Genomic DNA, 25,598 nt, shown 5'->3' with positions numbered 1-25,598 from the left:
TATGTGACCCAGACGCACCCCCGGACGCTGCCTGCCCCGCAGCAGCAGGCGTCCTGGCTGCGGGCCCCGGCGCAGGCCTTCAGCGAGGCCTGGCTCCGGCGCCGCCTGGCCGGTGCCCCGCTCCCCTGGGGCCTGCGGGACTGGCTGCTGCCCCTGCTGGCGGCAGTCCTGGGCGGCCTGCTGCGCTTCCACCGGCTCGGCGAGCCCGGCTCGCTGGTCTTCGACGAGACCTACTACGTCAAGGACGCCTACTCTTATCTGGTCTCCGGCTACGAGCGCGAGTGGCCCAAGGACGCCAACGACTCCTTCAATGCCGGGAACCCGGACGTGCTCCTCGGCACCCCGGAGTATGTGGTCCATCCGCCGGTGGGCAAATGGATGATCGCCTTCGGGATGTGGCTGTTCGGCGCCGACAACGCGTTCGGCTGGCGGTTCGGCGCGGCGCTGACCGGCACCCTGTCCATCCTGCTGGTGGCCCTGATCGCCCGCCGGCTCTTCAGGTCCGCGGCCCTGGGCGGCGTGGCCGGCCTGCTCACCGCCGTGGACGGGCACCATCTGGTGCATTCGCGCACCTCGCTGCTGGATATCTTCCTGATGTTCTGGGTGCTGGCCGCCTTCGGCGCGCTGCTGCTGGACCGCGAGGACGGACGACGGCGGCTGGCCGCCAAGGTCGCGGCCCTGGCCGGCCCGCCGGGGGTCCCGGACCGGACGGCGATGCTTTCCGGTCCCTGGGTGCTCTGGCGGCCGTGGCGGCTGCTGGCGGCCGTCTGCCTGGGGCTGGCGGTGGGCACCAAGTGGTCCGCGCTGGCCTTCGTGGCCGTGTTCGGCCTGCTGGCAGTGCTCTGGGACATCAATGCCCGGCGCGTGGCCGGCGTGCGCGGCTGGTTCGCCGCCGGGGTGCTGCGCGACGGGGTGCCCGCGTTCTTCACCATGCTGCCGCTGGCCGCCCTGACCTACCTGGCGACCTGGACCGGCTGGTTCCTCTCCACGGACGCCTACCACCGCCAGTGGGCGGCGTCCGAACCGGGCGGCCTCTTCGGCTGGGTGCCTGCTCCGCTGCGGTCCCTGGCCGAATACCACCGCAGCGCCTATGCCTTCCACCAGGGCCTGGACTCCGAGCATCCGTACGAGTCCAGCCCGTGGAGCTGGCTGCTGATCGGCCGTCCCACGTCCTTCTACTACCAGGGCGACGCCGCCGGCGAGCACGGCTGCACGGTCCAGGGCGGCTGCTCGGCCGCGGTGAGCGTGCTGGGCAACCCGGTCATCTGGTGGGCGGCGGCCCTGGCCCTGCTGGTACTGCTCTTCCACTGGATCGGCCGCCGGGACTGGCGCGCCGGCGCCGTGCTCTCCGGCGTGGCCGCCGGCTACCTGCCCTGGTTCCTCTACCCGGAGCGGACCATGTTCTACTTCTACGCGATCGCCTTCGAGCCGTTCCTGGTCCTGGCCCTGACCTACGTACTGGGGCTGGCCGCCCGCGGGCCGGCGGACCCGCCCCGGTGCCGGCGCCGGGGCGTCCTGGCGGCAGGGCTCTTCCTGGCCCTGGCCCTGGCCGCCGCCGCGTTCTTCCTGCCGGTCTGGACGGCCGAACAGATTCCCTACGATCATTGGCGCTGGCGGATGTGGATGCCCAGCTGGATCTAAGAAAGCGAGAGCCCGCGGTGCAGGAAAAGGTGCAGGAAGCGGCAACCGGACTCCTGGCACGCGTGCCGCCAGGAACGAACGTCACCGACCTCCTGCTGGCCCGGCACCGGCAGGACCCCCAGCAGGCCCTTTTCGCGGTCAAGAAGGACGGGGTCTGGACCGATGTGTCCGCCGCGGAGCTGCTGGGCCAGGTTTCCGCGCTGGCCAAGGGGCTCATCGCCGCCGGCATCCGGCCCGGCGAGCGCATCGCCGTGATGTCCAGGACCCGCTACGAATGGACCCTGGTGGATCTGGCCGGCTGGTTCGCCGGCGCCGTCGTCGTGCCCATCTACGAAACATCCTCGGCGCACCAGGTGCGCTGGATCCTGCAGGATTCCGGGGCGGCGGCGGTCTTCGCCGAGGACGCGGCGCGGGAAGCGGTGGTCCGGGAGGCGATGGAGCAGCTGCCCGCCCCGCTGCCGGTGTACCGGATGAGCGGGGCGGATCCGGACCTGGCGGCCCTGGGCGCGGCCGGCGCCGGGGTGCCTGACGGGGAGCTGGAACGGGTCCGTTCCCTGGCCACGCTGGCGGACCCGGCGTCGTTGGTGTACACCTCCGGTACCACCGGCCGGCCCAAGGGCTGCATCATCACGCACGGCAACTTTGCCGAGCTGGCCCTGAACACCGCCGAATTCCTGCCCGGAATCCTGAAGGAACCCGGGGCGCGGTCGCTGATGTTCCTGCCGCTGGCTCACGTGCTCGCCCGTGCCGTGCAGGTCATCTGCCTGGCCGCCGGGGTGAAGATGGGCCACACGGCCAGCATGGGAGAGCTGATCGAGGACCTGGCCAGCTACCGGCCCACCTTCCTGCTGGTGGTGCCGCGGGTTTTCGAAAAGGTTTATGCGACCGCACGGCAGAAGGCCCAGGCCGAGGGCAGGGGGCGGATTTTCGACGCCGCCGCCGCGGCGGCCATTGGATGGTCCCGGGCCTGCGACGCCCGCGACCGGGGAACCGGGCCCGGCCCCGGCCTCGTGCTGCGGGCCCGGCATGCCCTGTTCGACCGGCTGGTCTACGGCAGGTTGCGGGCCGTCTTCGGCGGCGAGGTGCGCTACACCGTCTCCGGGGCCAGCGCGCTGAGCCCGAAGCTGGCGCATTTTTTCAGCGGCATCGGGGTGCCCGTGCTCGAAGGCTACGGCCTGACCGAGACCACGGCGCCGGCGGCGGTGAACCCGCCCGGGGCGAACCGGATCGGCACCGTCGGGCTGCCGCTGCCGGGCACCACCATCCGCATCGCCCCCGACGGCGAGGTGCTGATCAGGGGCATCGGCATCACCCCCGGCTACTTCCACAATGACGAGGCCAACCGGGAAGCCTTCACCGGCGGCTTCTTCCGCACCGGGGACCTGGGCGCCCTGGACGAGGACGGCTACCTGACCATCACCGGCCGCAAGAAGGACCTGCTGGTCACCGCCGGCGGCAAGAACGTGGCCCCCGGCCCGCTGGAGGACGCGCTGCGCGAACACCAGCTGATTGCCCAGGCCGTTGTCGTCGGCGAGGGACGCCCGTTCGTGGCCGCGCTGCTCGGCCTGGACCCGGAGCCGCTCGCCGCCTGGCTGGCCGCCGCGGGCCGGCCGCCGCTGGACCTCGACGACGCCGCCGGCGATCCGGCGGTGCTGGCCGAGCTGCAGCGGGCGGTGGATGAGGCCAACCTGCAGGTCTCGCGCGCCGAGCAGATCCGCAAGTTCGCCGTGCTGCGCCGGGAACTGACCGAGGAATCCGGGCACCTGACCCCCTCGCTCAAGCTCAAGCGCAGCCAGGTGGCCGAAGACTTCGCCGCCGACGTGGACCGCCTCTACCGCTGAACTGCACGGGCATTGACGTGCCGATACTGCAGGGCCAAAACTGCGGCGCCGCTGCTACAGCCCGGTCCCGCCGCGCAGCCTGGCCCGTGCCGCTGCCAGCCTTTCCGCACTGTGCTCCCGCCGGCTCCTGGTCGGCCAGGTCAGGGTCAGCACCAGGCTGGAGACCATCAGGACCAGCAGGGCAACGACCAGCCCTGCGTCCATCCAGAACTGCCCCGGGAAGAGCCGGATCAGCGTGTCGTCGGTGTAGAAGGTCCAGGTCCCCTCGGCAAAGAAGATCCGGTGGAATTCGGTGAAGAACCACTGCCAGTTCAGCGCCCCGAGCACGCCCAGCACCAGCACGAGCAGCAGCGTGGCCGCGGCACCGGCGAACAGCCCGCGGCGGATTCCGCCCGGGCAGTTGCGCCGCAGGTACAGCACGCAGCCTGCGGCCACCAGCAGCAGGACCAGGCCGGCCAGGAAGGCGGCCGCAACCACCGCTTTCACATCGGCCATGTGGCTGACTTCCGCGGGCAGGAACAACGACTCGCCGTCCGGGCCGGTCAGCCCGCCCAGGTAGCGCGGTCCGGCCCAGTTCAGCAGGTAGTCCACGGCGTAGGAGCCGTAGGTCATCCGGTCCTCGGTGCTGAAGCCGAAGCTGTCCGCCGGGAAGCCCGGACGGTGGTACTCGATCCAGAGGAACAGCGGCGTGCAGACCAGCCGGATGGCCCCGATGATGAGCAGGAACGGAAAGACCGCCGCCAGCAGCACCTGGCAGAACCGCCCGCCGCGGGGCCGGGCATTGACCGCGTCCTCGCGGGCGGCAGCCCGGCGGCTGGCACCGCGGCCGCCTGCCGGCCCCGGGGCAGCTCCGGGGGTTTCCGGACCGGAGCCGGCCGCCGGAACGGGGGCCGTGGGAGCGGCCGCCGCAGGGACCGGCCGGGTCGGCAGGGACCCGGCCGGGATCGCCGCGGTCGGGGCCGCCTCCCGCGGGGCGGGCTCCGGCGCCTTCTGCGGCCCGGCGCCCTTCTCCGTCCCGGCTGCCTTGTCCCCCGCAGGTTGGTCCGCTCCGGCTGCACCGCTGCCGGCCGCCGGGCTGCCCCCCGTGCCCCCGGCACTGCCGGAGCCGCCGTCGTAAGCGCTCAAATCCGGCAGCCGGCCCGGCTTGCGCATCGGCATCCGGAGCGCTTCCTCCAGGCGTCGGGCCCGGCTGCTGCCCGGCTGCTCCTGATCAGCCATGCTTCTCCTTCTTTCCTCGGCGCCGCCGCTGCACTCGTGCAGGGCGGCATCCACTGATCCATCAAATCTTCCCAGGCAGGCCGCCCGGCGCCGCCTCAGGCGGTCCGGGCCTCGGCACCGGCATCGAACCTGTCCAGGTCCCCGCGCTCGCCGGCCTCGTACGCCCGCCGGCCCAGCACCAGCGTGTACACCCAGTACGCGGCCAGCAGCAGCGCGCCGATCCCGATCCGCAGCCAGTGCGGCAGCCCGCTGGGCGTCACGAACCCCTCCACCAGGCCGGAGAGGAAGAGCACCAGGACCAGGCCCAGGGCCACGGTGATCAGCGAACGGCCCTCCGCCGCCATCGACGCCAGCCGGGTCCGCGGCCCGGGCGAGACCCAGGACCAGAAGATCCGCAGCCCCGCCGCGGCGGCGATGAAGACCGCCGTCAGTTCCATCAACCCGTGCGGCAGGATGTACAGGAAAAAGGTATCCAGCCGGTCGTAGGCGGCCATCATGCCGCCGGCGATGCCCGCGCCCTGGGCGTTCAAGTAGACAATGGCAGGTACCCAGAGGCCGGTCACCCCAAAGGCCACGCACTGGGCCGCGATCCACGCGTTGTTGGTCCAGACCATGCCGGCGAAGGAGGCATGCGGGTTCTCCGAGTAGTAGTTGACGAAGTCCTCCTCCACGTACTGGCGCAGCTCGGCGTCCGAGCCCAGGGCCTTGATGACCTCGGGGTTTCCTGCCACCCAGGCCCCGTAGAGCCAGGCGATCAGGATGAACACGGCCCCGATGGCCACGGTCAGCCAGCGCAGCCGGTAGAACGCCGCCGGCAGCGTGCGGACGAAGAATCCAGCGGTGTCCTCGGCGAAGCTGGACTTCGCGCCTGTGAACCGGGTCCGGGCCCGGGACAGCCGGGTGGAGAGCGCGGCCGACAGCTGGCTCTCGGGAGCGATCGACCGGATCATCGACAGGTGCGTGGAGGTGCGCTGGTAGAGCACCAGCAGCTCGTCCGCCTCTTCACCGGTCAGCCGGCGCTTGGCGCTGAGCGCGTCCAGGCGTGCCCAGTCGTCGCGGTGCACCGCCGTGAAGGCATCGATATCCACGCTCCCCAGCGTACCCGCCGCGGGGGCCGTAAAGTGGAGGAAGGCAGGCGGACGGGAAGGAGGGGACGCCGTGAGCCATGTGGTGACGGGCGAGGCCGTGGTGCTGGAACTGCGCCCTGCCTCCCTGGGCGTGCGCTCGCTGAGCTCGATGATCGACGTCGTGGCCAACCTGGTGCTGCTCGTGCTGGCATGGGTGCTGCTGGGCGAAACGCTGGGCACCGGCTTCGACCCGGCCGCCGGCCAGGCGCTGGCGGTCGCCACCTTGGTCTTCTTCCTGGTCATCCTGCCGGTCGGCGTGGAGTCGCTGACCCGAGGCAAGTCCCTGGGCCGGCTGATCATGGGCCTGCGGATCGTGCGCGACGACGGCGGCTCCATTCGCTTCCGGCACGCCCTGGTCCGTGGGCTGGTGGGCGTTTTCGAGCTGTACATGATGTTCGGCTCGGTGGCGTTCGCGGCCGCGCTGTTCAACGACCGCTCCAAGCGGCTGGGCGACATGCTCGCGGGGACCTACAGCATGCGCGAACGGGTGGGCGCGCTGCCGCAGCAGCTGCCCCAGATCCCCCCGCAGCTGCTGCCGTGGGTCCGGCTCACGGACATGGGCCGGCTGCCCGAGTCCCTGGCCCGGCGGATCGCCCAGTTCCTGGCCCAGGCTCCGAAGATGATCCCCGCCTCCCGCGAGCAGCTGGCCGTCGCGCTGGCGACCGAGGCCTCCGGGTTCGTCTCTCCCCCGCCGCCGCCCGGCACCGCCCCGGAGCTCTACCTGATGGCGGTCATGGCCGAGCGCCGCGAACGGGACTTCGCCCGGCTCAGCCGGCAGCAGGCCGCGGCACAGGAACGCAGCCGCCGCCTGCACGAGCTTCCCTTCGGGCAGTAACCCGCCTCCATTGAGTGGGGCGCGAGGGACCCGCCGTGGCGGCGAAGCCGACACGGCGGGAGCGCCCCGGTCAGTAGCGGTAGTGGTCCGGCTTGAACGGGCCGGCCACGTCCACGTCCAGGTACTCGGCCTGCTCCTTGGTCAGCTCGGTCAGCTCCACGCCCAGGGCCGCCAGGTGCAGGCGCGCCACCTTCTCGTCCAGGATCTTGGGCAGCACGTAGACCTGCTTGGCGTACTCGCCGGTGCCGGCCTTGGTGAAGAGCTCGATCTGCGCGATCGTCTGGTTCGCGAACGAGTTGCTCATGACGAAGGACGGGTGCCCGGTGGCGTTGCCCAGGTTGAGCAGCCGGCCCTCGGAGAGCACGATGATCGACCGCTCCATCTCCGTGCCGGCGTCGAAGACCCACTCGTGCACCTGCGGCTTGATCTCGATTTTCTTCACGCCCTCGACCTGGGCCAGGCCGGCCATGTCGATTTCGTTGTCGAAGTGGCCGATGTTGCCCACGATGGCCTTGTCGCGCATCTTCACCATGTCCGAAGCCATGATGACGTCCTTGTTGCCGGTGGTGGTGATGAAGATGTGGCCCTCGCCCACGACCTTGTCCAGGGTGGTCACCTGGTAGCCGTCCATGGCGGCCTGCAGCGCGCAGATCGGGTCGATCTCGGTCACCACCACGCGCGCGCCCTGCCCGCGCAGCGCCTCGGCGGCACCCTTGCCGACGTCGCCGTAGCCGCAGACGACGGCGACCTTGCCGCCCATCAGTACGTCGGTGGCCCGGTTCAGGCCGTCCGGCAGCGAGTGGCGGATGCCGTACTTGTTGTCGAACTTGGACTTGGTCACGGAGTCATTGACGTTGATGGCAGGGAAGAGCAGCTTGCCCTGCTCGGCCAGCTGGTACAGCCGGTGCACGCCGGTGGTGGTTTCCTCGGTGACGCCGAGGAGACGTCCGGCAATGCCGGTCCACTTGTTCGGGTTGGCCGCCAGTGAGGCACGCAGCAGGTCAAGGATGATCCGGTACTCTTCCGGGTCCTCCGCAGCGGCGGCGGGCACGGCGCCGGCGGCCTCGAACTCCACGCCCTTGTGCACCAGCAGCGTGGCGTCGCCGCCGTCGTCCAGGATCATGTTCGGGCCCAGTTCCGGGTTGGTGTCCGCGCCCGGCCAGGTCAGGATCTGCTCGGCGGTCCACCAGTACTCCTCCAGGGTTTCACCCTTCCAGGCGAACACGGGGACGCCTTGCGGGTCCTCCGGCGTGCCGTTGCCGACGACGACGGCGGCGGCGGCCTCGTCCTGGGTGGAGAAAATGTTGCAGGAAGCCCAGCGGACCTCGGCGCCCAGCGCGGTGAGGGTCTCGATCAGCACGGCCGTCTGGACCGTCATGTGCAGCGAGCCGGCAATGCGGGCGCCGGCCAGCGGCTTGGACTCGCCGAACTCGGCGCGCAGGGCCATCAGGCCCGGCATTTCGTGTTCGGCCAGCCGGATCTGGTGCCGGCCGGCCTCGGCCAGGGAGAGGTCTTTTACCTTGTAGTCAAACGTCACGGTTTCGGTCCTAAGCTTTCTCGGGTGCAGGGGTCGGCGCGGCGTGGGGTCCCTGGGCTTCCGGCGGCGCCGGGAGCAGGACCGGGATTCCTTCGTCAATGCGGTAGCGCAGGTGCCGGCCGGCAGCGTCGGTGCCGGCGGAGACCAGTTCGTCCCCGTCCTGCACCAGTTCGGATCCGGTGACCGGGCAGCGCAGCACGCTGACCAGTTCGGGCGGAAGAAGTGCCATGGTGATCCATTCCTCGGGTAGGCACGGCCGGCGGGCAGCAAGCCGGGCGGGGCCGGGCAACTGTTACAGGGTAGCTGCCTAGGACTGTCCGCGCAGAATGCGCAGGTGGCCGCGGCGGGCGGTATCGGCTCCGGCCGGCGGTTCCAGGGGCTCGCGCGCCCCGCGCTGGACCGGTGCCTCGTCGGCCGCCTCCGGTGCGCTGCCGGCCTCGCGGACCGCGTCGGCCAGGGCCAGCAGATCGTCGGCGTTGGGTTCCGGAGCCTGCTCGGGAAGCGCCAGGCGGAGCACCTCCCAGCCCCGCGGCACGGTCAGGCGGGCGGCATGCTCGGCGCACAAGTCGTAGCAATGCGGTTCGGCATAGGTGGCCAGCGGGCCCAGGACGGCGGTGGAATCGGCATAGACGTACGTCAGGGTAGCGATGGCCGAACGTGTACAGGCCGAGCGTGAACATTGGCGGATGGATCCCACGACTACCGATTCTACCCGCACGGCCGGCAGGTCCCGGTATTTCCGCCGTGGCGGATGCGCCGCGCCGCGCACGGTCCCTCCGCGCAGCTGTCCGGCCGCCGCGCGGGCTCCCACCGCGGCACCGTGCTTTTGACGGCGGGCAGGCTTAGAGTCGTTGTATGGGAAACGGTCCAACGTTGAGCATCAGGATTGCCAACACCGCTGCCGGTGCTTCGGCTGCTGCGCGGCCGTTCGGCAAGCGGCGGCGCAACCGCCACGGCCGTGGCCTGCGCGGCGAGCTGCTGCCGGCCCACCTTCCCGGCAACCGAACGCGGGCGGAGAAGTTCGAGGATCTGGTGCTGGATTCGGTCGAACGCCTGCAGTATCTGTGGGGGGAACGGATCGATGCCGTGGAGTTCCTGGTCGCGGACATCCCGCCCGGACTCGAAGAGCTGGTCGCCACCGGTTCCCCCGCCCCGCTGGGCAGCGTCGTGCGCGGCGGTGCCGGCGCACCCGCCGTCGTGACCATCTACCGCAAGCCGGTGGAGGCCGAGGCCAGGATCAAGGCGGAACTGCCCGAGGTGGTCCACGACGTGGTAGTGGAACAGGCCGCGGAACTGCTGGGCATGGCCCCGGAGGCGGTGGATCCGACCTACGGGCGTACCCGTCCCTGAGCGTGCTGCGCAGGTCCGGGGCGCGGCGCGTCAGCGGCGGGCAAACCTCGGGGCGTGCTCGGGCAGCGGGCCGAAGGCGATCATGCGTGCCGGCAGCCAGCGCAGTACCGGCAGGATGCGCGCGGCCGCGGCGACCGCCCGGGGAACCCGGCCGGACCCGAAGCCGGAGCGGGAGCCGAAGACCAGGCCTTGGAAAAAGCGCTGGAACCCTTGGACGAGCCGGGTGGGCGGCTCCCGGCGCCGCTGGACCTTCGCCAGGTCGCGCCCGCTGACCCGGCCGGCCAGCAGCGGCCCGGCCAGGCGCGCCGCCGCAGCTACCGCATCCTGGATGGCCAGGTTGATGCCCACGCCGCCGGCCGGGGACATTGCGTGGGCCGCGTCGCCGATGCACAGCAGCCCGTCCCGGTACCACCGGCGCAGCCGGTCCAGCCGCACGTCCAGCACGTGCACGGCATCCATGCTGCCGATCGCCTCCACCCGGTCCGCGAAGTCCGGGCGCAGGGCGGCCACGCGCTGGCGGAACCGTTCCACCCCCTCGGAGCGCAGCCGGGTATCCGACCCCTTGTCCGCCAGGTAGGCAATCTGGAAGAAGTCCTTCCGGTACAGCGTGACCAGCGCCTCCCGGTCCCGGAACGCCGGGACAATGCCGGCCACCGGTCCGGGCTCGTCCGGGCGCCGCGGGAGCCTGAACCACCAGACATCGAAGGGCACCGGGTACTCCCGGCTCCGCAGTCCGGCCGCGGACCGCAGCAGCGAGTGCCGGCCGTCGCAGGCCACCGTCAGGTCCGCCCGCAGTTCGCCCGTGGCGGCGCGGCCCGGCCCTGCATCCCTCCGGCGCCAGCTGACCCCGGCCACACGGCCATTGTCGAACAACAGCCCGGTGGCCTCGGTGTTCATCCGCAGGCTGAAGGACGGTTCCCGGGCGGCGGCCGCGGCGAGGAAATTGAGGAAGTCCCACTGCGGGATCATGGCCACGTAGTTGTACGGCGGGCGCAGCCGGCCAAAGTCGGCGACCTGTACCAGGTCCGGGCCCCGGCCCGGAATGGCCACACTGTCCAGCCGGCTCTGCGGCAGCCGGCGGAACTGATCCCCCAGTCCCAGCTCGTCCAGCAGCCGGATGGTGGAGGCGTGGACGGTATCGCCGCGGAAGTCGCGCAGGAAGTCGCCGTGCTTCTCCAGCACCGTCACCGCAACCCCGGCGCGGGCCAGCAGCAGACCGAGCATCAGCCCGGCCGGCCCTCCGCCGGCCACCACGCACGTGGTCCTCTCCGCTGCCGGTGCCTGTTCCCCGCGGGGCAGGTCCCCGCCGCCTGACGACGCCATGCCTGCAGTCTACGGGGCAGCCTCCAACGGCGGGAGCGCCCCACTCCCTCAGTACCCCAGGTGCACCGGCACGCTTTGGCGGCCCTGGCCCCCGTCGGGCACCGGCAGCACCGCGATGCCGGGCCCGTCCGGGCCGGACAGCACCTGCGCGCCGTAGACGGCGTCACCGGTGGCGCCCACCATCACCGCGGCAGGGTCGGCGCCACGGGCCTGAGGGTCGACCGTGACGGTTGTGCCGGCCGGCACCTTGACCACGCGTTCCTTGCCCAGGTTGCCGTCCCGGTCCACCGGGACCAGCTTGACCTCCGCTGTCTTCGCGGGTGCCGCGAAGACCAGCCGGGACTGTGTGCCCCCGGGCACGATGGCCAGGTGCTCGCTGCCCAGCCGGGAAACCGCCGGGGACCAGCCCAAGTCCACCGGCTCGCCCCTGCCGGTCCCCCGGCTGAGCCGCGCCGCGGCCACCACGGAGACATCCGAGGTGACCTGCACCGTGTACGTGCCGGCCGGCAGGGACTCCAGCGGGACCCGGGTCACGCTGCCCGCGGCGGCCGTGAGGTCCCCGCCCCCGGGCAACCGGACCTCGCCGTCCTCGCCGAACACGCGCACCTGCAGGCTGGCATCCTGCCCGCCTGGAACCACCACGTCCAAGGCTGGGGAGGAGGACCCGTAGCCGCGCTGCCCGCGGAGGGTCCGGGACAGTTCCTCGGCCTGGATCTGGACGCCGGTGACCACCTGCTGCAGGGACGGGCCGGCGGACGGCGTCAGCAGCTCCACACCGCCCGGAGTCAGGCCCCGCAGGATGCTCTGCTGGATGGTGCCCGACACTGCGCCGCCGGAGGTGCTCACGTGCACGGCGAGGGCGTCCTGCTTCGCCGCCAAGCCGCCGAGCACGATCGAGCGGCTCTCCCCCGGCGCCAGCAGCAGGCCGCGGGCGCCCGCGGCCTGGACCGGCCCGTCAGAGCCAAGCAACTCCAGGTCCACGGTCGCGGCCGTCTGTGTCGGGTTGTGCAGGTTCAGCACCGCGGCAGCCCCCACGGTGGTGGCGGCACCGAGCACCCAGAAGTCGTTGGCCGGTGCCGTGCAGTTGGCCGCGGCGAGGCCGCGCAGGTCCCCGTCCGCGGCGCTGTAGGTCATGGCAGCCCCGGCCAGGGCCTGCCGGCCGGCGACCGGCTGGACGGTCAGGACGGTGGGGGCGGTGAGCCGCTGTGCGGGCACGACGGCGGCGAGCAGCTTGGTCTGCCCGTCCTCGCTGCTGCCGCGGGCCTCTTCCGCGGCGGTGCCGGAGGACCTGGCAATGGTCACCAGCGGTTTGCGGGAGCCCAGGACGGCCAGCCTGCTGCCCGGAACCCTGCCGCCGAGGTCGCTGACGACGACGGCGCGGGCCCGGGTGCGGGCAGAATCGGAGACCGGACTGAACTCCGGGTCGGTCTGGTCCGCGGCACTGTCAAGCAGCTTCAGCGGTTCGGGGCAGACCCCGGTAAAGTTCCCGGCGGCCACGGCGGCGGAGACGGCCGGTACCTCGGCGGCGGCGCTGCCGGTGCCGGTCATGCTCCCGGCCGCTGCGGCTGCGGCCGCGACGGCGAGCAGCCCGGCGCCGGCCGCAATTCCCAGCGGCCGTCGCAGTGCGGAACCGCCTGCTGTCCGGGCCCCGGCACCCGGCGCTGCTGCCGGCGCTGCAGCCCGGACGTCCGGTGGCGCCGTCGCGGAACCGGGCGCCCTGCGGTGGCCCGGGTGCGGGCCCGCGGGCCTGGCCTTGCGCCGCTTCCACGGCAGACCGGAGCGGCCTTCCTTCCGCGCCGCCCGCCGGCCGTTGCTGCCGGCGGCTTCCGGCCCCGCGGCCGGCAGTGAAGCTTCCGGGCCCGGCGCGGCGGTCCCGGCTCCGGGCTGCGGATCCGCTGGCTTGTCCGTCATGGCTGCGCTTCCTTCCCGGCCGAAGCCAGTACCGGCGCATCGGCCGGGCCGCCGCCGGTGCGGCGGCCGGCTTCATCCCGGTCGATTTCATGGGCGGCAAGCTGGAGTTCGTCCGCGCTGCTGTCCAGACCGGTGGTCCGGATGTGGTCCAACCGCCGCGGGGTGAAGCGGCGGCGGGAGGGAATCGGGATGGCCAGCAGCAACGTCAGGGTGATCGCGATCACCTGCACCAGCCCGATCCACACGGCCCACGGATTGTAGTAGCTGACCCGCACGTCCCCGCCGGCGGCCGGCACCTTGAAGGCCTGGAACCAGCCGGCGTCCGTGGCTTCGAGCCGCTCACCGTCCAGGGTGGCCTGCCAGCCGGCATCGGCCCGCTCCGCCAGGGCCAGGATCCTGCCGTCATTGCCGGCCGGAATCGTCCCGCCGGCCTCAAGCCGCCCGGAGGGCAGGCCCTGCAGCACGTTCCCCTCGTGGTCGAACAGGTTGACCCGGCCGTTGACCGGGCCGGCGGAACCCTCCCCGCCGGACTGTTCGGGGACCACCCGCCACAGCCAGCCGGCGTCGGTCGGGCCGACCGGTGCCAGCCCGGGCACCGCATCGATCTGCCGTGCCAGCACCTCGGCGGCGGTTCCGGTACCGCGGACGACGACGAACCCGACGCCCAGCCGGGTCAGTTCCGGCCGGGGATCCACCCCGGTGCCCGCCACGATGACGGCCACCGAGTCCCGGACCGCGGCGGCGGCGCCGTCGCCCTCGGCGACGGCGGCGTCGAACAGCGGGCCCACCAGGGTCCGGGCCGCATACAGCGCCGACAGCTGGTCCAAGGTGGTTCCGGAGCCGTGCATGACCGCTGCGGTCACCGCTCCCGACCCGTCCGAGTCCATCACCAGCGAGCGGGTCTGCTCCTGGCCGTTGCCGCGGTCCGCCGCCGTGGCCGGCAGGGTCCGCACCTCGCTGGGATAGATCAGCATCCGGGTGCCGAAGTCGGCCAGCGGCCGCGGTGTGCTCCCGCTGCCGTCCTGGCCGGCCGCGGCGTAGCCGGCGACCTGGGGCAGGAACCACTGGGCCAGGTTCACTGCCGGGCCGGCAGCCAGCAGGACGACGATGGCGCCGGCAGCAACCGGCAGGACCCGGCCGGCCTCCCCCGGCGCTTTGCGGCCGGGCGCGGCCAGCGCCGGCAGGACCCGGTCGGCCGCGACCAGGCCGGCCAGGACCAGCAGGAACAGGGCCAGCGAGACGAACGGTCCGGGGAACGGGGTCACGACCGCGCCCGGGGCCACGGCGGTGGCGATGTGCCCGGCCAGCCAGCCGGCTCCAAGGGTAATCAGCGCGCCCAGCCAGGCGATCCTGGCCAGCGCCGCTCCGCGGCCCTGCAGGAACAGTGCCGCTGCTGCCAGCAGCAGCACCGGTACCGCGGTCAGCAGCGCGAAGACCAGAGCCCACGGCCCGTTGCCGAGCGGTTCCAGCAAGCCGAAGGCCGCCAGCCCGCCGGAGGCGTCGAAAGCAACCGGGAAGCCCATCAGCTGCTGCCACGGCGGCGCGGCCTCGAAGGCCAGCGGCACGCCCGGGTCGGCCAGCAGCACGCGCGGATTGCCTCCGGCAGCGGTGAGCATCGGCAGCGCCAGCACCACCGGGGGAACCAGCGCCCACCAGACGGTCCAGCCGCGGCGGCCCAGGGTCAGGGCGATGACCGCCACGAACAGGACGATGACCGGCAGCAGCGCCGGCGCCGAAGCGGTGACCGCGGCCAGGCACAGGCCCGCAGCTGCCGCAGCCGTCCAGGACGGGATGCCGTTGATGCCCGGCTTGTGGATCTTCTCGGCCGGGTCGCCGGCCGCATCCGGGCCCGTGCGCTGGATGGCGGATCCGGTGGCGCGCAGCAGCCCGAGCAGGACCAGAGGGACCATCAGGTGCACGATCAGCGCGCCCAGGCGCCCCTGGCCGAGGGCTACCTGAAGCGGCGGCAGCGCCGCCCAGAAGAAGGCGGCCCAGAGCCGCAGGCCGCGCCGCTGGGTGACCGCACCGGCGGCCAGCCAGGCCCCGAAGGAGGCCAGCGGCATCGCCAGCACCGCCAGCACGACGACGGCGGCGGAGCCGTTGCCCAGGCCCAGCAGGGACAGCACCGCCAGCAGGTAGCCGAAAGGATCGCTGGGTCCGGGGTAGCCGGATCCGATGCTCTGCCACCAGGCCGAGGCGTTGTGCCAGACCTCGGCGAAGGTTGCGGACACCGGCAGCAGGGCTCCCCCGGCCAGCGCGGGCACGCCCAGGAAATCCGACATGCCGATCACGGCGAGCAGGGCCAGGACCAGGGCGGCAGCCACCGGGCCGGTGCCCAGCCAGCCGCGCTCCGGAGCGGCCAGCGCGGCGAAATCGTCCGAGCCGCCGGTGGGCTGCTGGCCGCCCCGGGCGTCGGTGCCGGTTCCGTCGCCCACCGCGTGGTGCTCCGGGTTGAGGGATTCCAGCAGCGAACGCCGGTAGGCCAAGACATCGAGCGGGCGCACCATCAGGGCGCGCACGATCCTGCGGGAGGTCCTGCGGGTCTTTGCCGCCTGCTTGCGCGAGGCATGGACCTGGCGGGGGCGCAGCAGGGCCGTCACGGTGGCCGCCAGCTGGCGCAGTCCGTGCCCGGGGTCCTTGGCGACAATGCTCAGCACCAGGCTGGCGAGTCCGCCCAGGAGGGAACCTGCCCAGACCAGCGGGAGCTTCCACAGCGGTGCATGCTTGAGCCGCAGGTGGATCTGGGACTTGCGCGCCGCGGTGGCGGAGGAAGGGCTGCCGTCGCGGCCGGCGGCGTGCCGGACGGTGGCGGTAGGCACCACGACGACGCGGTGCCCGGCGAGCCGGTTGCGCCAGCACAGGTCCACGTCGTCGCCGACCCCCGGCAGGGCCGGGTCGAAGCCGCCGAGCCGGTCGAAAGCATCCCGCCTCACGAGCATGCCGGCGGAGTTGACGGCGAAGAAGTCGCTGCGGCCGTCGTACTGCCCCTGGTCCACCTCGTCCAGATCGATCAGGGTCAGGCGCTCGGCGCCCCGGCTGACGGTCAGGCCGACATCCACGAGCTTGCTCGGATTGTTCCAGTCCACCTGTTTGCATCCGGCAATGGTCACCGACGGCGCGGTCTCCACTGCCAGGAGCAGTTCCTCGAGCGCATCGGGTTCCGGGGCCGAGTCATCGTGCAGCAGCCAGATCCAGTCCTGGACGCCCGCCGGCGTGCCGGCCCCGGGCTGGTCCGCTGCCCCGGCCGGACCCTGCGCAGCAGGATCCGGTCCGGCAGGATCCGGCCCGGTGCCGGCCAGGCCGGCGGCCACGGCCGCGCCGAAGCCTGCACCATCCGGTGCGGCAACCACCGTGCTGCCCGCGGGCAGCCCCAGCTGGAGCAGGGCAGCCGAACTGTCCGCCGAGCCGGTATCCACGCCGATATGGACATCCGCCGGACGGGTCTGCGCCCTCAGCGCAGCCAGCGTCGCGGGCAGGTAGTCGGCGCCGTTGTGGGCTACCACAACGGCCGTAACACGGACTTGCTGGTGAATCAGAGTGCTCTTTTCCGTAGGCGGCGGCGCTCACGCTCCGACAGCCCGCCCCAGATCCCAAAGCGCTCGTCATTGGCCAGGGCGTACTCGAGGCACTGTGCTCGGACAGTGCAGGCGCTGCACACCTTTTTAGCATCCCGGGTTGAACCGCCCTTTTCGGGGAAGAACGCCTCGGGGTCCGTCTGCGCGCACAGCGCATCCGCCTGCCAGCCGAGCTCCCCCTCTTCCGGCAGTCCGGGCAGCCCGATCCAGACCGCCTGCTCCCAGGTCCGTCCGGCGGCCGGCAGGACCTCGTCCGGACCGTCGCCGGGCTCCGGCTCGCCGGTCAGTGCCTCGTGCGCGGCCAGGAAGGCAGTGGCCTGGTCCTCCAGGGACGGCTGGCTGCTCTGGCGGTAGCGTTCGGCCGCCGCCGGGTCCGCAGGGTCCACGAACCAGTCCGCCGGGACGCTGCGCGCCCCGCTGCCGGCCGCAGCTTGTCCGGTATGTTCCGGACCATCCTGATTCCGGGCAAAATTGCGCCCTGCCTGCCCCATGACCAAGCCCTCCCCGTATCCATGTCCCGGCCGGGCGCCGGGAACATTGCCGCGGCCGGTCTGCGGCCGCGGCACATCATCTGCGGCTATTGACGGCAATGGTGCTCCCGGGGCCAGCCGTGTTGCCGCTAACGTTGTTTACGCAGCAGCGGCAGCCGGCAGTACCGGCGGCCGGGCCAATGGCCGAACCAAGCGGAACCTGCCGTCCAAGGCGGGTCGGGAACATTTGCAGTCACGCGTCCGATAACCCTAATTACATTGGTGTAATACCGCCGAAGTCAAGCGGGGCGTCATCCTATAGAGTCGGACAGCAGAACCGGCAGCACGCCACGCCCGGGACCGGACCGGGCACCAGCGCGAAGGAGCATCCATGGGGACGAACAGGACCATCGAGGCATTGCTGGCCGCGCTGCGCCCGGACCACTCGCCCGGCCTCATCTGGTACGGCCCGGACGCCGAACGCGTCGAGCTCTCGGGCCGGGTGCTGGACAACTGGGTGGCCAAGACAGCGAACCTGCTCGTCGAGGAGCTCGACGCCGGACCCGGCACCGTGGTGCAGCTGGACATGGCACCGCACTGGCGGGGCATCGTCTGGGCGCTGGCCACCTGGCAGACCGGCGCCACGCTCGGCCTCGGCACCGCTGCTGCCGACGTCGTCGTCACCTCCGACCCCGGCCGCCTGGCCGGCGCGCAGCCGCCGGCACAGCTGGTGGCCGTAGCGCCCGGCGCCCTGCAGCTGCGCTGGGAGGGCGAACTGCCCCCGGGGGTCCTGGACTACGCCGCGGAGGTCAGGGCTTTTGCCGACTTTTTTGCCGACCCCGTGGTGCCCGATCCGGACGCGCCGGCGCTGGAACACCCCGGCGGGACCATCAGCTTCGGCGCCCTGCTCCCGCAGGAGGCCGCCGCCGGCACTTCCGGCGGGCAGGTCCGGAGGCATCTGCTGCTGCCGGCCCGGGCCGGGTGGCCGGCAGTGCTGGCAGAATCGCTGGCCACCTGGCAGGTTGCCGGGACGGTGGTCCTGGTCCATCCGCAGGTCGCCGTCACGCAGCGCCTGCTGGAGAGCGAACGGATCAACGCGCAGCTGCAGGAACCTTCGTAGCGGCTCCGGTTACCGCCCGGTCCGGGCCGGGTCCGCTGAGGGCTCGAAGATCTCGTGGTCGTGCGCGAACTCCGGCTCGGCATCGAGCTCGGCGTTGAAGACCCAGAAGCGGTAGGCGACGAAGCGCACCACGGTGGCCAGCACGGTGCCGAAGATCCCGGCGGCCAGCAGAGCCGGCCGGTCGGTGAGGTCCAGTGCGTATTTGGCGATCCAGACACAGCCGGCGGCGATGAACATGCCGATGATATTGATCACGATGAACATGGCCAGCTCGCGCACGGGATTCGGCTGGCGCCGGTGCCGGAACGTCCAGTACCGGTTGGCGACCCAGGAAAAGAGCGTAGCCACGCTGGCCGAGACGAGCCGGGCCTTGACCTCGCTCTGCGCCATCGGGCCGTTGATCAGCCACCAGTAGAGTCCGTTGTCGATGATGAAGGCGACGCCGCCGACAGTCCCGAACTTTGCCACCTCCCGCCAGAACAGGGAGATCAGCCCCTGGATGCGCTGGGTGATCGTTGTGCTCATAAACCCGGGATTCCCTTTCTCGGCCGGAAGGCCCCGCGCTGTCCGCCGAGGGGTGCCTCGGTGCATCCACCGGCGCCCGGAAGCAGGGCGGGCGCGGTGTTTTCGCGGGTCAGGAGCCCATTGTATGTTCCGCAGCTGGGAGTTCGCCCGGCCGCCCCGCTGCGCGCCCTCCCCAGGACCGCGCCGGCGGGCACCGTCCGGCGGCCGGCCGGTGCGTTGGGTAACCTTGACCTTGTGACTTTTCCAGTAATCGGCGTTGTTGGCGGCGGCCAGCTTGCCCGCATGATGGCCCCGTGCGCCGTCGCCCTAGGTTTCGAACTCCGCGTCCTGGCCGAGGCGTCCGACGTCTCGGCGGTGAAGGCCGTGGCCCATGCCCCGGTGGGCGACTACCGCGATTTATCCACCCTCCGGGCGTTCGCCGAGGGGTTGGACGTGATGACCTTCGACCACGAACATGTGCCCACCGCGCACCTGCACACGCTGGTCGGCGAGGGCGTCAATGTCCAGCCGCATCCGGGCGCCCTGGTCTATGCCCAGGACAAGCTGCAGATGCGCGCCGCGGTCGAGCGGCTCGGGCTGCCCAACCCCGAATGGGCAGCGGTGTCCACGGTCGATGAACTTATCGCCTTCGGGGACAAGATCGGCTGGCCCGTGGTCCTGAAGACCCCGCGCGGCGGCTATGACGGCAAAGGCGTGCGCGTGATCGGCGATGCCGCTGCCGCCGCCGCTGCCGCCGACTGGTTCACCGGCTCCCCGCTGCTGGCCGAGGACAAGGTCGAGTTCAGCCGCGAGCTTTCCGCCCTGGTCGCGCGCCGGCCCTCCGGCGAGGCCAAGGCGTGGCCGGTGGTGCACACCATCCAGGTCAACGGCGTCTGCGATGAAGTCATCGCCCCGGCCCAGGGCCTGCCGGCGGAGGTGGCCGCGGCGGCCCAAGGTGCCGCGCTGCGGCTGGCCGAGGAACTCGGCGTCACCGGCGTCATGGCCGCCGAACTGTTCGAGACCCCCGGCCACGGCGAAGGTTTTGTGGTCAACGAACTGGCCATGCGTCCGCACAACACCGGCCACTGGACCATGGACGGCTGCGTCACCAGCCAGTTCGAGCAGCACCTGCGCGCGGTCCTGGACCTGCCGCTGGGTGATACCTCCGTGCTCGGAGGCGCCGTCGTCATGAAGAACTACCTCGGCGGGGCCAACACCGATCTGTTCAGCGCCTATCCGCGCGCACTGGCGGCGGAACCGGGGGCGAAGCTGCACGGCTACGGCAAGTCCGTGCGCCCGGGCCGCAAGATCGGCCACGTCAACCTGGTCGGCCGCGACCCCGGGGACGTCGAGGACCTGCGCCGGCGCGCGGGCCGTGTGGCCGCCATCATCCGCGACGGGGCCGACCCCTTGGAAGGACAGCAGCAATGAGCAGCCAGCCACTCATCGGCGTCGTCATGGGCTCGGATTCGGACTGGCCGGTCATGGAGGCCGCAGCCCAGGCCCTGGCCGAATTCGGCGTCCCCTACGAGGCGGACGTCGTCTCCGCCCACCGGATGCCCGAAGACATGATCCGCTACGGCAAGGAAGCGCACGGCCGCGGACTGCGGGCGATCATCGCCGGCGCCGGCGGTGCCGCCCACCTGCCCGGTATGCTCGCCTCCGTCACCCCGCTGCCGGTGATCGGCGTCCCGGTGCCGCTGAAGACCCTGGACGGCATGGACTCCCTGCTCTCCATCGTGCAGATGCCCGCCGGCGTGCCGGTGGCCACGGTGTCGATCGCCGGCGCCCGGAATGCCGGGCTGCTGGCCGTGCGGATGCTCGCCTCGGGCACCGACGAGCTGGCCGCGCGCCTGCAGCGGCAGCTGCTCGAATTCGCCGGCACGCTGCGGCAGAGCGCCTACGACAAGGGCGCCGCCCTGCGCAGCCGGGCAGCCGGCGGGGCCTGAGCGATGGCCGGCAGCGAGAACGTCCGGGCACGCGGTCCCGGCAGTCATTCTTCCGGTCCGCCCGGGTACCCCGGGATGACCGACCCGGTCCGCCATCCGCAGAGTGCCTCCGCCCCGGTGCGGACCAAGCGGGCGTTTTTGCTGCTGCTGCTGACCCTCTTCGTTCCCGGCAGCGCCCAGCTGGTGGCCGGCGACCGCCGGCTGGGGCGCCGGGCGCTGCGCGTGACCTTCGCGGTCTGGGCCCTGGCCCTGGCGGCCGCCGTGGTGGCGCTGGTGGACTGGCCCGTCCTGGTGGGGATCGCCACCAACCCCTGGGGCTCGCTGCTGCTGATGGTGCTCCTGCTGGCCCTGGCCCTGTTCTGGGCCCTGCTGTTCCTGAACACCCTGCGGATCATCCGCCCCAGCCTGCTGGCCCCGGGCATGCGGCCCATCGTGGGAGCCTGCCTCGCACTGCTGATGCTGGCCACCTCCGGCAGCCTCGGCTATGCGGCCTACCTGCTCAATGTCGGCCGCGGGGCCCTGGGCAGCATCTTCGCCTCCGGGCCGGCCTTCGACCCGGCCGACGGCAGGTACAACTTCCTGCTGATGGGCGGCGACGCCGGGTCCAACCGCGTGGGCCTGCGCCCGGACAGCATCTCGGTGCTCAGCGTGGACGCCGAGACCGGGCACACCATCACCTTCAGCATTCCGCGCAACTTCCAGAACGCGCGGTTCCCGGACGATTCGCCGATGCAGCAGGTCTACCCGGAGGGCTTCAACTGCGGTGACGAATGCATCATCAACGCCCTGTACATGGACGTCACCAACAACTACGCCGACCTGTACCCCGAGGCCAAGGACCCTGGGGCGGAGGCCATGAAGGACGCCGTCAGCGGCATCCTCGGCATCGAGGTGCAGGCCTACGTGCTGGTGGACATGGGCGGGTTCGAAAAGCTCATCGACGCCATGGGCGGGATCACGATCAAGGCCGGAAACTGGGTGCCGATCTCCAACCGGACCATCCCGGGCACCAACCAGCACTACCCGCCCAAGGGCTGGATCCCCCCGGGGGTGCAGAAACTGGACGGCTACCATGCCCTCTGGTACGGCCGCTCCCGCGAATTCGCCACCGACTACGACCGCATCCAGCGCCAGCAATGCGTCCAGCAGGCCATGATCAAGCAGCTGGATCCGGCCACCGTGCTGACCCGCTTCCAGGCGCTGGCCCAGGCCGGCGAGCAGGTGGTGGAGACCGACATCCCCGCCGAACAGCTGGGCAGCTTCGTCTCGCTGGCCGTCAAGGCCAAGAGCCAGGACGTGGACCGGCTGACCATCGGCCCGCCGGACTTCGGCACGGCGGCGGAGAATTTCGTCACTTACCCCGACTTCGACCTGATCCACCAGCGGGTGCAGGAAATGATCTCCCGCCAGGCCAGCCCCTCCCCCTCCGGACGCGGCCCTGCCGGCAGCGTCACCGCGGAACTCCCCGGGGAACTCACCGCGGAGCTGGCGGTAGCCACCCAGGAACCGGAGATCACCGAGGAGTACCTGCAGCAGCTGGCCGAGGCCGGCGACGTCGAAACCCTCGGCGCCCTGCTGGCCGACAACGGCGAGTGCTCGGTGCCGTAAACTCGCGGCAGGGGCACTCCGGCCCGGCCAGGTTCCGGCCGGCACCACGACAGAGACAAGGCGGACAATGTACCGGTTGAAAAACGTTCTGCGTCCCTATGCCTGGGGCTCGGCGACGGCCATCGCCGAACTGTTCGGCCGTGAACCTTCGGGCGGCCCCGAGGCCGAACTGTGGATCGGCGCCCACCCCGATTCGCCGTCGTCGGTGCTGCTGCCCGGCGGGGCCGAGCAGCCGCTGGATGCCTTCATCGACGCCCACCCGGCTCCGGCCCTGGGCGGCGAGACCATCGGGCGCTTCGGGGCGAAACTGCCGTTCCTGGCCAAGGTGATCGCCGCCGAGTCCGCGTTGTCGCTGCAGGTCCACCCCACCCGGGAGCAGGCGCGGGCCGGCTATGCGGCGGAGAACGCCGCCCGGATCCCGGCCGCGGATCCGGCGCGCAGCTACCGGGACAGCAACCACAAGCCGGAGATGATCTACGCGCTGACCCCCTTCGAGGCGCTGTGCGGGTTCCGGCAGCCCCGGGACGCGGCCCGGCTGTTCACCGGCCTGCGCGGAAAGCTCGCCGCCGCGGGTGCCGACACCGCGTTGGTGGACCAGGTCATCGGCGCGCTGCAGGGCCCGGACGGCCCTGCCGGGGTGCGCACCGCCTTCCTGGCGCTGCTGGAAGGCGGCAGCCGGTCCGCGGACCTGGTGGAAGTCACGGCGAAGGTGCTTGCCGGCGTCGCCCCGGACCGCCTGGGGCCGGAGTTCGCCACCGTCGCCTGGCTGGCCGACCTGTACCCGCAGGATCCTGGCACCCTGGTCTCGCTGCTGCTGAACCACGTCACGCTCGAACCGGGCCAGGCGCTGTGCCTGCCGGCCGGTCAGATCCACGCCTACCTGCGCGGCCTCGGGGTGGAGATCATGGCTTCCTCGGACAACGTGCTGCGCTGCGGCCTGACACCCAAGCACATCAACATCGCCGAGCTGGTGCGCATCTGCGACTTCACTCCCGGCCGGCCGCCGTTCGTCGAACCCCTGGTCACCGACACCGGCCAGGAACTGTACTGCCCGCCGTTTGCGGAGTTCCAGCTACAGCGCATCGAGCTGCAGGACGGGGACGGGCCGGTGGCGCTGGACCAGCACGGCCCCGCCGTCGTCCTGGCCGTCTCGGGCAGCGCCCTGCTGGACTCCCCGCGCTCGGACCTGCTGCTGCGGCGCGGGGACTCCGCCTTCATCCCGGATGCCGAACAGCCGGTGCTGGTCCATCCGGCACTGGACAGCCGTTCCCCGGCGGTACTGTTCGCCGTCACCACATCCGGAAACCCCGGCACCGAATAACCGGAAAACTTAGCCGGAAAACGTCACCGCACACCGTAGCCGCCACCGGCCGCCGGACCCGGCCGGCCGGTACGCCTACCCGAACGGAAGGGAGCCCATGTCCGCCTCCATCCTTCAATCCGCCCCCTGGGCCGAGTTCCAGCGCAGCCTGGGCAAGGAGGTCTTCGAGCGCAGCGGCGACGGCTGGCATTTCCTGGCCATCCGGGAAAAGACCCCGCTCGGGTCCCTGCTGTACACCCCGTACGGACCCGCGGCGGAGCATCCTGCCGCCTTCGCCCAGGCCTTGGCGGAACTGCGTTCCCTGGCCCAGGCCGAGGGCGCGCACTTTGTCCGGGTGGAGCCGGTAGCCGCCGGGCTGGGAGACAATGCCGCCGCGCTGCTGGCCGGCCACGGGCTGCGCCGTGCCCCGGCCGATGTCCAGCCGCACCTGACCTGGATGGTGGACCTGACCCAGCCGGAGGAGAAGATCCTGGCCGGGATGCGCAGCACCAGCCGCAACCTGTACCGGAACATCCACAAGAAGGGCGTCACCTTCGAAACGTCCACGGATCCTGCCGACATCGGGATCCTGCTGGGCTTCCTGCACGGCGTCGCCGAGCGCGCCGAGTTCAAGGCCCAGTCCGATGACTACCTGGCCCAGGCCGCCAGGACGCTGATGCCCGCCGGCGCCGCCAAGCTCTTCGTCGCCCGCCTGGACGGGGAACCGATCGCCGCGGCGCTGTCCTACGACACCCCGGGCACCCGGGTGTACGCGCACGCCGCCGCGGACGACAGGCACCGCAAGCTCAACGCCGGTATTCCGCTGGTGGTGACGATGATGCTGGATGCCAAGGAATCCGGCCAGGAACTCTTCGACATGTGGGGTATCTCCCCCGAGGACGAGCCCGAGCACCCGTGGGCCGGCTTCTCCCGGTTCAAGCGCTCCTTCGGCGGTTTCGAGGTCGAATACCCCGGCACCTGGGATCTGCCCGTCAACCGGCCAATGTACGCAGCCTACAGCGCCGCCCGGCGGCTGCGGGACGCGCTGCGCGGTGCCCTCCAGGGCAAGGCCGCACCGGCCCTGCGCAAGGTGCAGGCCGCCGTCGTGCCGGCCCTCGGTGCGCTCAGGCGGCGGCTCCAGCGCTGACCGCCCCCGTTCACGGTGCAGAAAACGCCCTTCCCAGCGCTGGGAAGGGCGTTTTCTGCACCGTGAACGGGGGCGGGCGGGTGGCTAGTGCTTGCGCTCGTAGCTCTCCCACTTGTCCGCGCGGTGCTCACCCTCGACGAACCGGATGGTGCCGGACTTCGAGCGCATCACGATGGACTGGGTCAGCACGCGGTTGGCCTTGTAGCGCACTCCGCGCAGCAGGTCGCCGTCGGTGATGCCGGTGGCCACGAAGTAGCAGTTGTTGCTGGTGACCAGGTCGTCGGTGGTCAGCACCCGGTCGAGGTCGTGGCCGGCGTCGATCGCCTTCTGCTTCTCCTCGTCGCTGGTCGGCCACAGCCGGCCCTGGATCACCCCGCCCAGGGACTTGATGGCGCAGGCGGTCACGATGCCCTCGGGCGTGCCGCCGATGCCCATCAGCACATCCACGCCGGTGCCTTCGCGGGCCGCGGCGATGGCACCCGCCACGTCGCCGTCCATGATGAACTTGGTGCGGGCGCCGGCCGCGCGGATCTCCTCCACCAGCGGCTTGTGGCGGTCCCGGTCCAGGATGACCACATTGACCTGGTTGATCTTCTTGCCCTTGGCCTTGGCGATCAGGTGCAGGTTCTGCTTCACCGGCAGGCGCAGGTCCACCATTTCCGCCGCCTCCGGCCCGGTGACCAGCTTCTCCATGTAGAAGACCGCGGAGGGATCGAACATGCTGCCGCGCTCGGAGACGGCCAGCACGGACAGCGCATTGTTGATGCCCAGCGCGGTCAGGCGGGTGCCGTCGATCGGATCCACCGCCACATCGCACTCGGGGCCGTCCCCGTTGCCCACCCGCTCGCCGTTGAACAGCATCGGCGCTTCGTCCTTTTCCCCCTCGCCGATCACCACGACGCCGTTGACGTTCACGGTGGAGAGGAAGGAGCGCATGGCGTCCACGGCCGCGCCGTCGGCGGCGTTCTTGTCCCCGTATCCCACCCAGTGGCCCGCGGCGATGGCGGCGGCCTCGGTCACCCGCACCAGTTCGAGGGCGAGGTTGCGGTCCGGTTCGGTATTGCCCACCGCCAGCGACGGGGACAGGCGTGAATTCTGGACATCCGGTGCAGCTTTGGCCACGTTAACCTCATCTTCGAGTT

At 71.6% G+C, this 25,598-nt stretch carries 21 protein-coding genes; 10 read left to right on the top strand and 11 right to left on the bottom strand.

Annotation, left to right across the window (positions count from 1 at the left end; all coding sequences use genetic code 11):
• Positions 1 to 3 precede the first annotated feature (3 nt).
• Positions 4 to 1,641, top strand: a complete 1,638-nt coding sequence (locus HGG74_RS01770) for a dolichyl-phosphate-mannose--protein mannosyltransferase (protein WP_168484607.1) — start codon at positions 4 to 6, stop codon at positions 1,639 to 1,641.
• 29 nt (positions 1,642 to 1,670) lie between these two features.
• Entirely contained in the window at positions 1,671 to 3,482 is a 1,812-nt protein-coding gene (locus tag HGG74_RS01765; RefSeq protein WP_168484606.1) for an AMP-dependent synthetase/ligase, read from the top strand.
• Positions 3,483 to 3,536: 54 nt separating this feature from the next.
• Here HGG74_RS01765 and HGG74_RS01760 read toward each other — a convergent pair whose 3' ends face one another.
• Positions 3,537 to 4,700, bottom strand: coding sequence for a TIGR01906 family membrane protein (locus tag HGG74_RS01760; RefSeq protein ID WP_168484605.1), 1,164 nt, complete (start codon positions 4,698 to 4,700; stop codon positions 3,537 to 3,539).
• 95 nt (positions 4,701 to 4,795) lie between these two features.
• Entirely contained in the window at positions 4,796 to 5,788 is a 993-nt protein-coding gene (locus HGG74_RS01755) for a stage II sporulation protein M (protein ID WP_312856695.1), read from the bottom strand.
• Between the two features lie 70 nt (positions 5,789 to 5,858).
• Here HGG74_RS01755 and HGG74_RS01750 point away from each other — a divergent pair, with 70 nt between their 5' ends.
• Positions 5,859 to 6,662, top strand: coding sequence for an RDD family protein (locus HGG74_RS01750; RefSeq protein WP_168484604.1), 804 nt, complete (start codon positions 5,859 to 5,861; stop codon positions 6,660 to 6,662).
• 70 nt (positions 6,663 to 6,732) lie between these two features.
• Here HGG74_RS01750 and ahcY read toward each other — a convergent pair whose 3' ends face one another.
• From ahcY to HGG74_RS01735, 3 genes are all read right to left on the bottom strand, one after another.
• Positions 6,733 to 8,199 (bottom strand): adenosylhomocysteinase, encoded by a 1,467-nt coding sequence (gene ahcY / locus HGG74_RS01745; protein WP_168484603.1) that lies wholly within the window; start codon positions 8,197 to 8,199, stop codon positions 6,733 to 6,735.
• 10 nt (positions 8,200 to 8,209) lie between these two features.
• Positions 8,210 to 8,428 (bottom strand): Trm112 family protein, encoded by a 219-nt coding sequence (locus HGG74_RS01740; protein ID WP_168484602.1) that lies wholly within the window; start codon positions 8,426 to 8,428, stop codon positions 8,210 to 8,212.
• 78 nt (positions 8,429 to 8,506) lie between these two features.
• Positions 8,507 to 8,896, bottom strand: coding sequence for a DUF3499 domain-containing protein (locus HGG74_RS01735; RefSeq protein ID WP_168484601.1), 390 nt, complete (start codon positions 8,894 to 8,896; stop codon positions 8,507 to 8,509).
• 158 nt (positions 8,897 to 9,054) lie between these two features.
• Here HGG74_RS01735 and HGG74_RS01730 point away from each other — a divergent pair, with 158 nt between their 5' ends.
• Positions 9,055 to 9,549, top strand: coding sequence for a metallopeptidase family protein (locus tag HGG74_RS01730; RefSeq protein ID WP_168484600.1), 495 nt, complete (start codon positions 9,055 to 9,057; stop codon positions 9,547 to 9,549).
• A gap of 30 nt (positions 9,550 to 9,579) precedes the next feature.
• Here the strand turns inward: HGG74_RS01730 and HGG74_RS01725 are convergent, their stop codons facing one another.
• The 4 genes from HGG74_RS01725 to HGG74_RS21315 are packed head-to-tail and all read right to left on the bottom strand — an operon-like array spanning position 9,580 to position 16,849.
• A complete protein-coding gene (locus HGG74_RS01725; protein ID WP_168484599.1) occupies positions 9,580 to 10,872 on the bottom strand; it encodes an FAD-dependent oxidoreductase in 1,293 nt (430 codons plus the stop codon).
• A 48-nt stretch (positions 10,873 to 10,920) separates the two neighbouring features.
• Positions 10,921 to 12,783 (bottom strand): DUF5719 family protein, encoded by a 1,863-nt coding sequence (locus HGG74_RS01720; protein WP_168484598.1) that lies wholly within the window; start codon positions 12,781 to 12,783, stop codon positions 10,921 to 10,923.
• Positions 12,780 to 16,286, bottom strand: coding sequence for a glycosyltransferase (locus HGG74_RS01715; RefSeq protein WP_168484597.1), 3,507 nt, complete (start codon positions 16,284 to 16,286; stop codon positions 12,780 to 12,782). Before HGG74_RS01715 ends, HGG74_RS01720 begins: the two co-directional genes overlap by 4 nt.
• Positions 16,287 to 16,315: 29 nt before the next feature.
• Positions 16,316 to 16,849 carry a WhiB family transcriptional regulator gene (locus HGG74_RS21315; RefSeq protein ID WP_246262517.1) on the bottom strand — a complete coding sequence of 178 codons (534 nt, stop codon included), beginning with the start codon at positions 16,847 to 16,849 and terminating at the stop codon, positions 16,316 to 16,318.
• 370 nt (positions 16,850 to 17,219) lie between these two features.
• Between HGG74_RS21315 and HGG74_RS01705 the strand changes: the two genes are divergently transcribed.
• Positions 17,220 to 17,948: a TIGR03089 family protein gene (locus tag HGG74_RS01705; protein WP_168484596.1), complete on the top strand. Its 729-nt coding sequence runs from the start codon at positions 17,220 to 17,222 to the stop codon at positions 17,946 to 17,948.
• Positions 17,949 to 17,957: 9 nt separating this feature from the next.
• On the opposite strand, the gene HGG74_RS01700 is transcribed toward HGG74_RS01705, so the two are convergent.
• On the bottom strand, positions 17,958 to 18,473 hold the full coding sequence (locus HGG74_RS01700) for a GtrA family protein (RefSeq protein ID WP_168484595.1): 516 nt from the start codon (positions 18,471 to 18,473) through the stop codon (positions 17,958 to 17,960).
• A gap of 234 nt (positions 18,474 to 18,707) precedes the next feature.
• Here HGG74_RS01700 and HGG74_RS01695 point away from each other — a divergent pair, with 234 nt between their 5' ends.
• The 5 genes from HGG74_RS01695 to HGG74_RS01675 all read left to right on the top strand — a co-directional run bounded on the left by HGG74_RS01695 (position 18,708) and on the right by HGG74_RS01675 (position 24,456).
• Entirely contained in the window at positions 18,708 to 19,883 is a 1,176-nt protein-coding gene (locus HGG74_RS01695) for a 5-(carboxyamino)imidazole ribonucleotide synthase (RefSeq protein WP_168484594.1), read from the top strand.
• The gene (purE, locus tag HGG74_RS01690) at positions 19,880 to 20,401 is read left to right on the top strand and encodes a 5-(carboxyamino)imidazole ribonucleotide mutase (protein WP_168484593.1); all 522 of its coding nucleotides are present in this window, start codon (positions 19,880 to 19,882) and stop codon (positions 20,399 to 20,401) included. Before HGG74_RS01695 ends, purE begins: the two co-directional genes overlap by 4 nt.
• A gap of 75 nt (positions 20,402 to 20,476) precedes the next feature.
• A complete protein-coding gene (locus HGG74_RS01685; RefSeq protein WP_246262515.1) occupies positions 20,477 to 22,009 on the top strand; it encodes an LCP family protein in 1,533 nt (510 codons plus the stop codon).
• Between the two features lie 67 nt (positions 22,010 to 22,076).
• A complete protein-coding gene (manA, locus tag HGG74_RS01680) occupies positions 22,077 to 23,330 on the top strand; it encodes a mannose-6-phosphate isomerase, class I (protein ID WP_168484591.1) in 1,254 nt (417 codons plus the stop codon).
• 97 nt (positions 23,331 to 23,427) lie between these two features.
• Entirely contained in the window at positions 23,428 to 24,456 is a 1,029-nt protein-coding gene (locus HGG74_RS01675) for a lipid II:glycine glycyltransferase FemX (RefSeq protein WP_168484590.1), read from the top strand.
• 84 nt (positions 24,457 to 24,540) lie between these two features.
• Here the strand turns inward: HGG74_RS01675 and glpX are convergent, their stop codons facing one another.
• A complete protein-coding gene (glpX, locus tag HGG74_RS01670; protein WP_312856694.1) occupies positions 24,541 to 25,578 on the bottom strand; it encodes a class II fructose-bisphosphatase in 1,038 nt (345 codons plus the stop codon).
• Positions 25,579 to 25,598: the final 20 nt, after the last annotated feature.

Origin of the sequence: Arthrobacter mobilis (genome assembly GCF_012395835.1) — a bacterium.
Classification (GTDB): domain Bacteria; phylum Actinomycetota; class Actinomycetes; order Actinomycetales; family Micrococcaceae; genus Crystallibacter; species Crystallibacter mobilis.
This window is presented reverse-complemented; position numbering and strand designations above follow the sequence as displayed.

Coding starts and splice junctions, on each gene's coding strand:
- HGG74_RS01760 (WP_168484605.1), bottom strand. CDS start 4,700: ATGGCTGATCAGGAGCAGCCGGGCAGCAGCCGGGCCCGACGCCTGGAG.
- HGG74_RS01740 (WP_168484602.1), bottom strand. CDS start 8,428: ATGGCACTTCTTCCGCCCGAACTGGTCAGCGTGCTGCGCTGCCCGGTC.
- HGG74_RS01730 (WP_168484600.1), top strand. CDS start 9,055: ATGGGAAACGGTCCAACGTTGAGCATCAGGATTGCCAACACCGCTGCC.
- HGG74_RS01725 (WP_168484599.1), bottom strand. CDS start 10,872: ATGGCGTCGTCAGGCGGCGGGGACCTGCCCCGCGGGGAACAGGCACCG.
- HGG74_RS01720 (WP_168484598.1), bottom strand. CDS start 12,783: ATGACGGACAAGCCAGCGGATCCGCAGCCCGGAGCCGGGACCGCCGCG.
- HGG74_RS21315 (WP_246262517.1), bottom strand. CDS start 16,849: ATGGGGCAGGCAGGGCGCAATTTTGCCCGGAATCAGGATGGTCCGGAA.
- HGG74_RS01705 (WP_168484596.1), top strand. CDS start 17,220: ATGGGGACGAACAGGACCATCGAGGCATTGCTGGCCGCGCTGCGCCCG.
- HGG74_RS01700 (WP_168484595.1), bottom strand. CDS start 18,473: ATGAGCACAACGATCACCCAGCGCATCCAGGGGCTGATCTCCCTGTTC.
- purE (WP_168484593.1), top strand. CDS start 19,880: ATGAGCAGCCAGCCACTCATCGGCGTCGTCATGGGCTCGGATTCGGAC.
- HGG74_RS01685 (WP_246262515.1), top strand. CDS start 20,477: ATGACCGACCCGGTCCGCCATCCGCAGAGTGCCTCCGCCCCGGTGCGG.
- manA (WP_168484591.1), top strand. CDS start 22,077: ATGTACCGGTTGAAAAACGTTCTGCGTCCCTATGCCTGGGGCTCGGCG.
- HGG74_RS01675 (WP_168484590.1), top strand. CDS start 23,428: ATGTCCGCCTCCATCCTTCAATCCGCCCCCTGGGCCGAGTTCCAGCGC.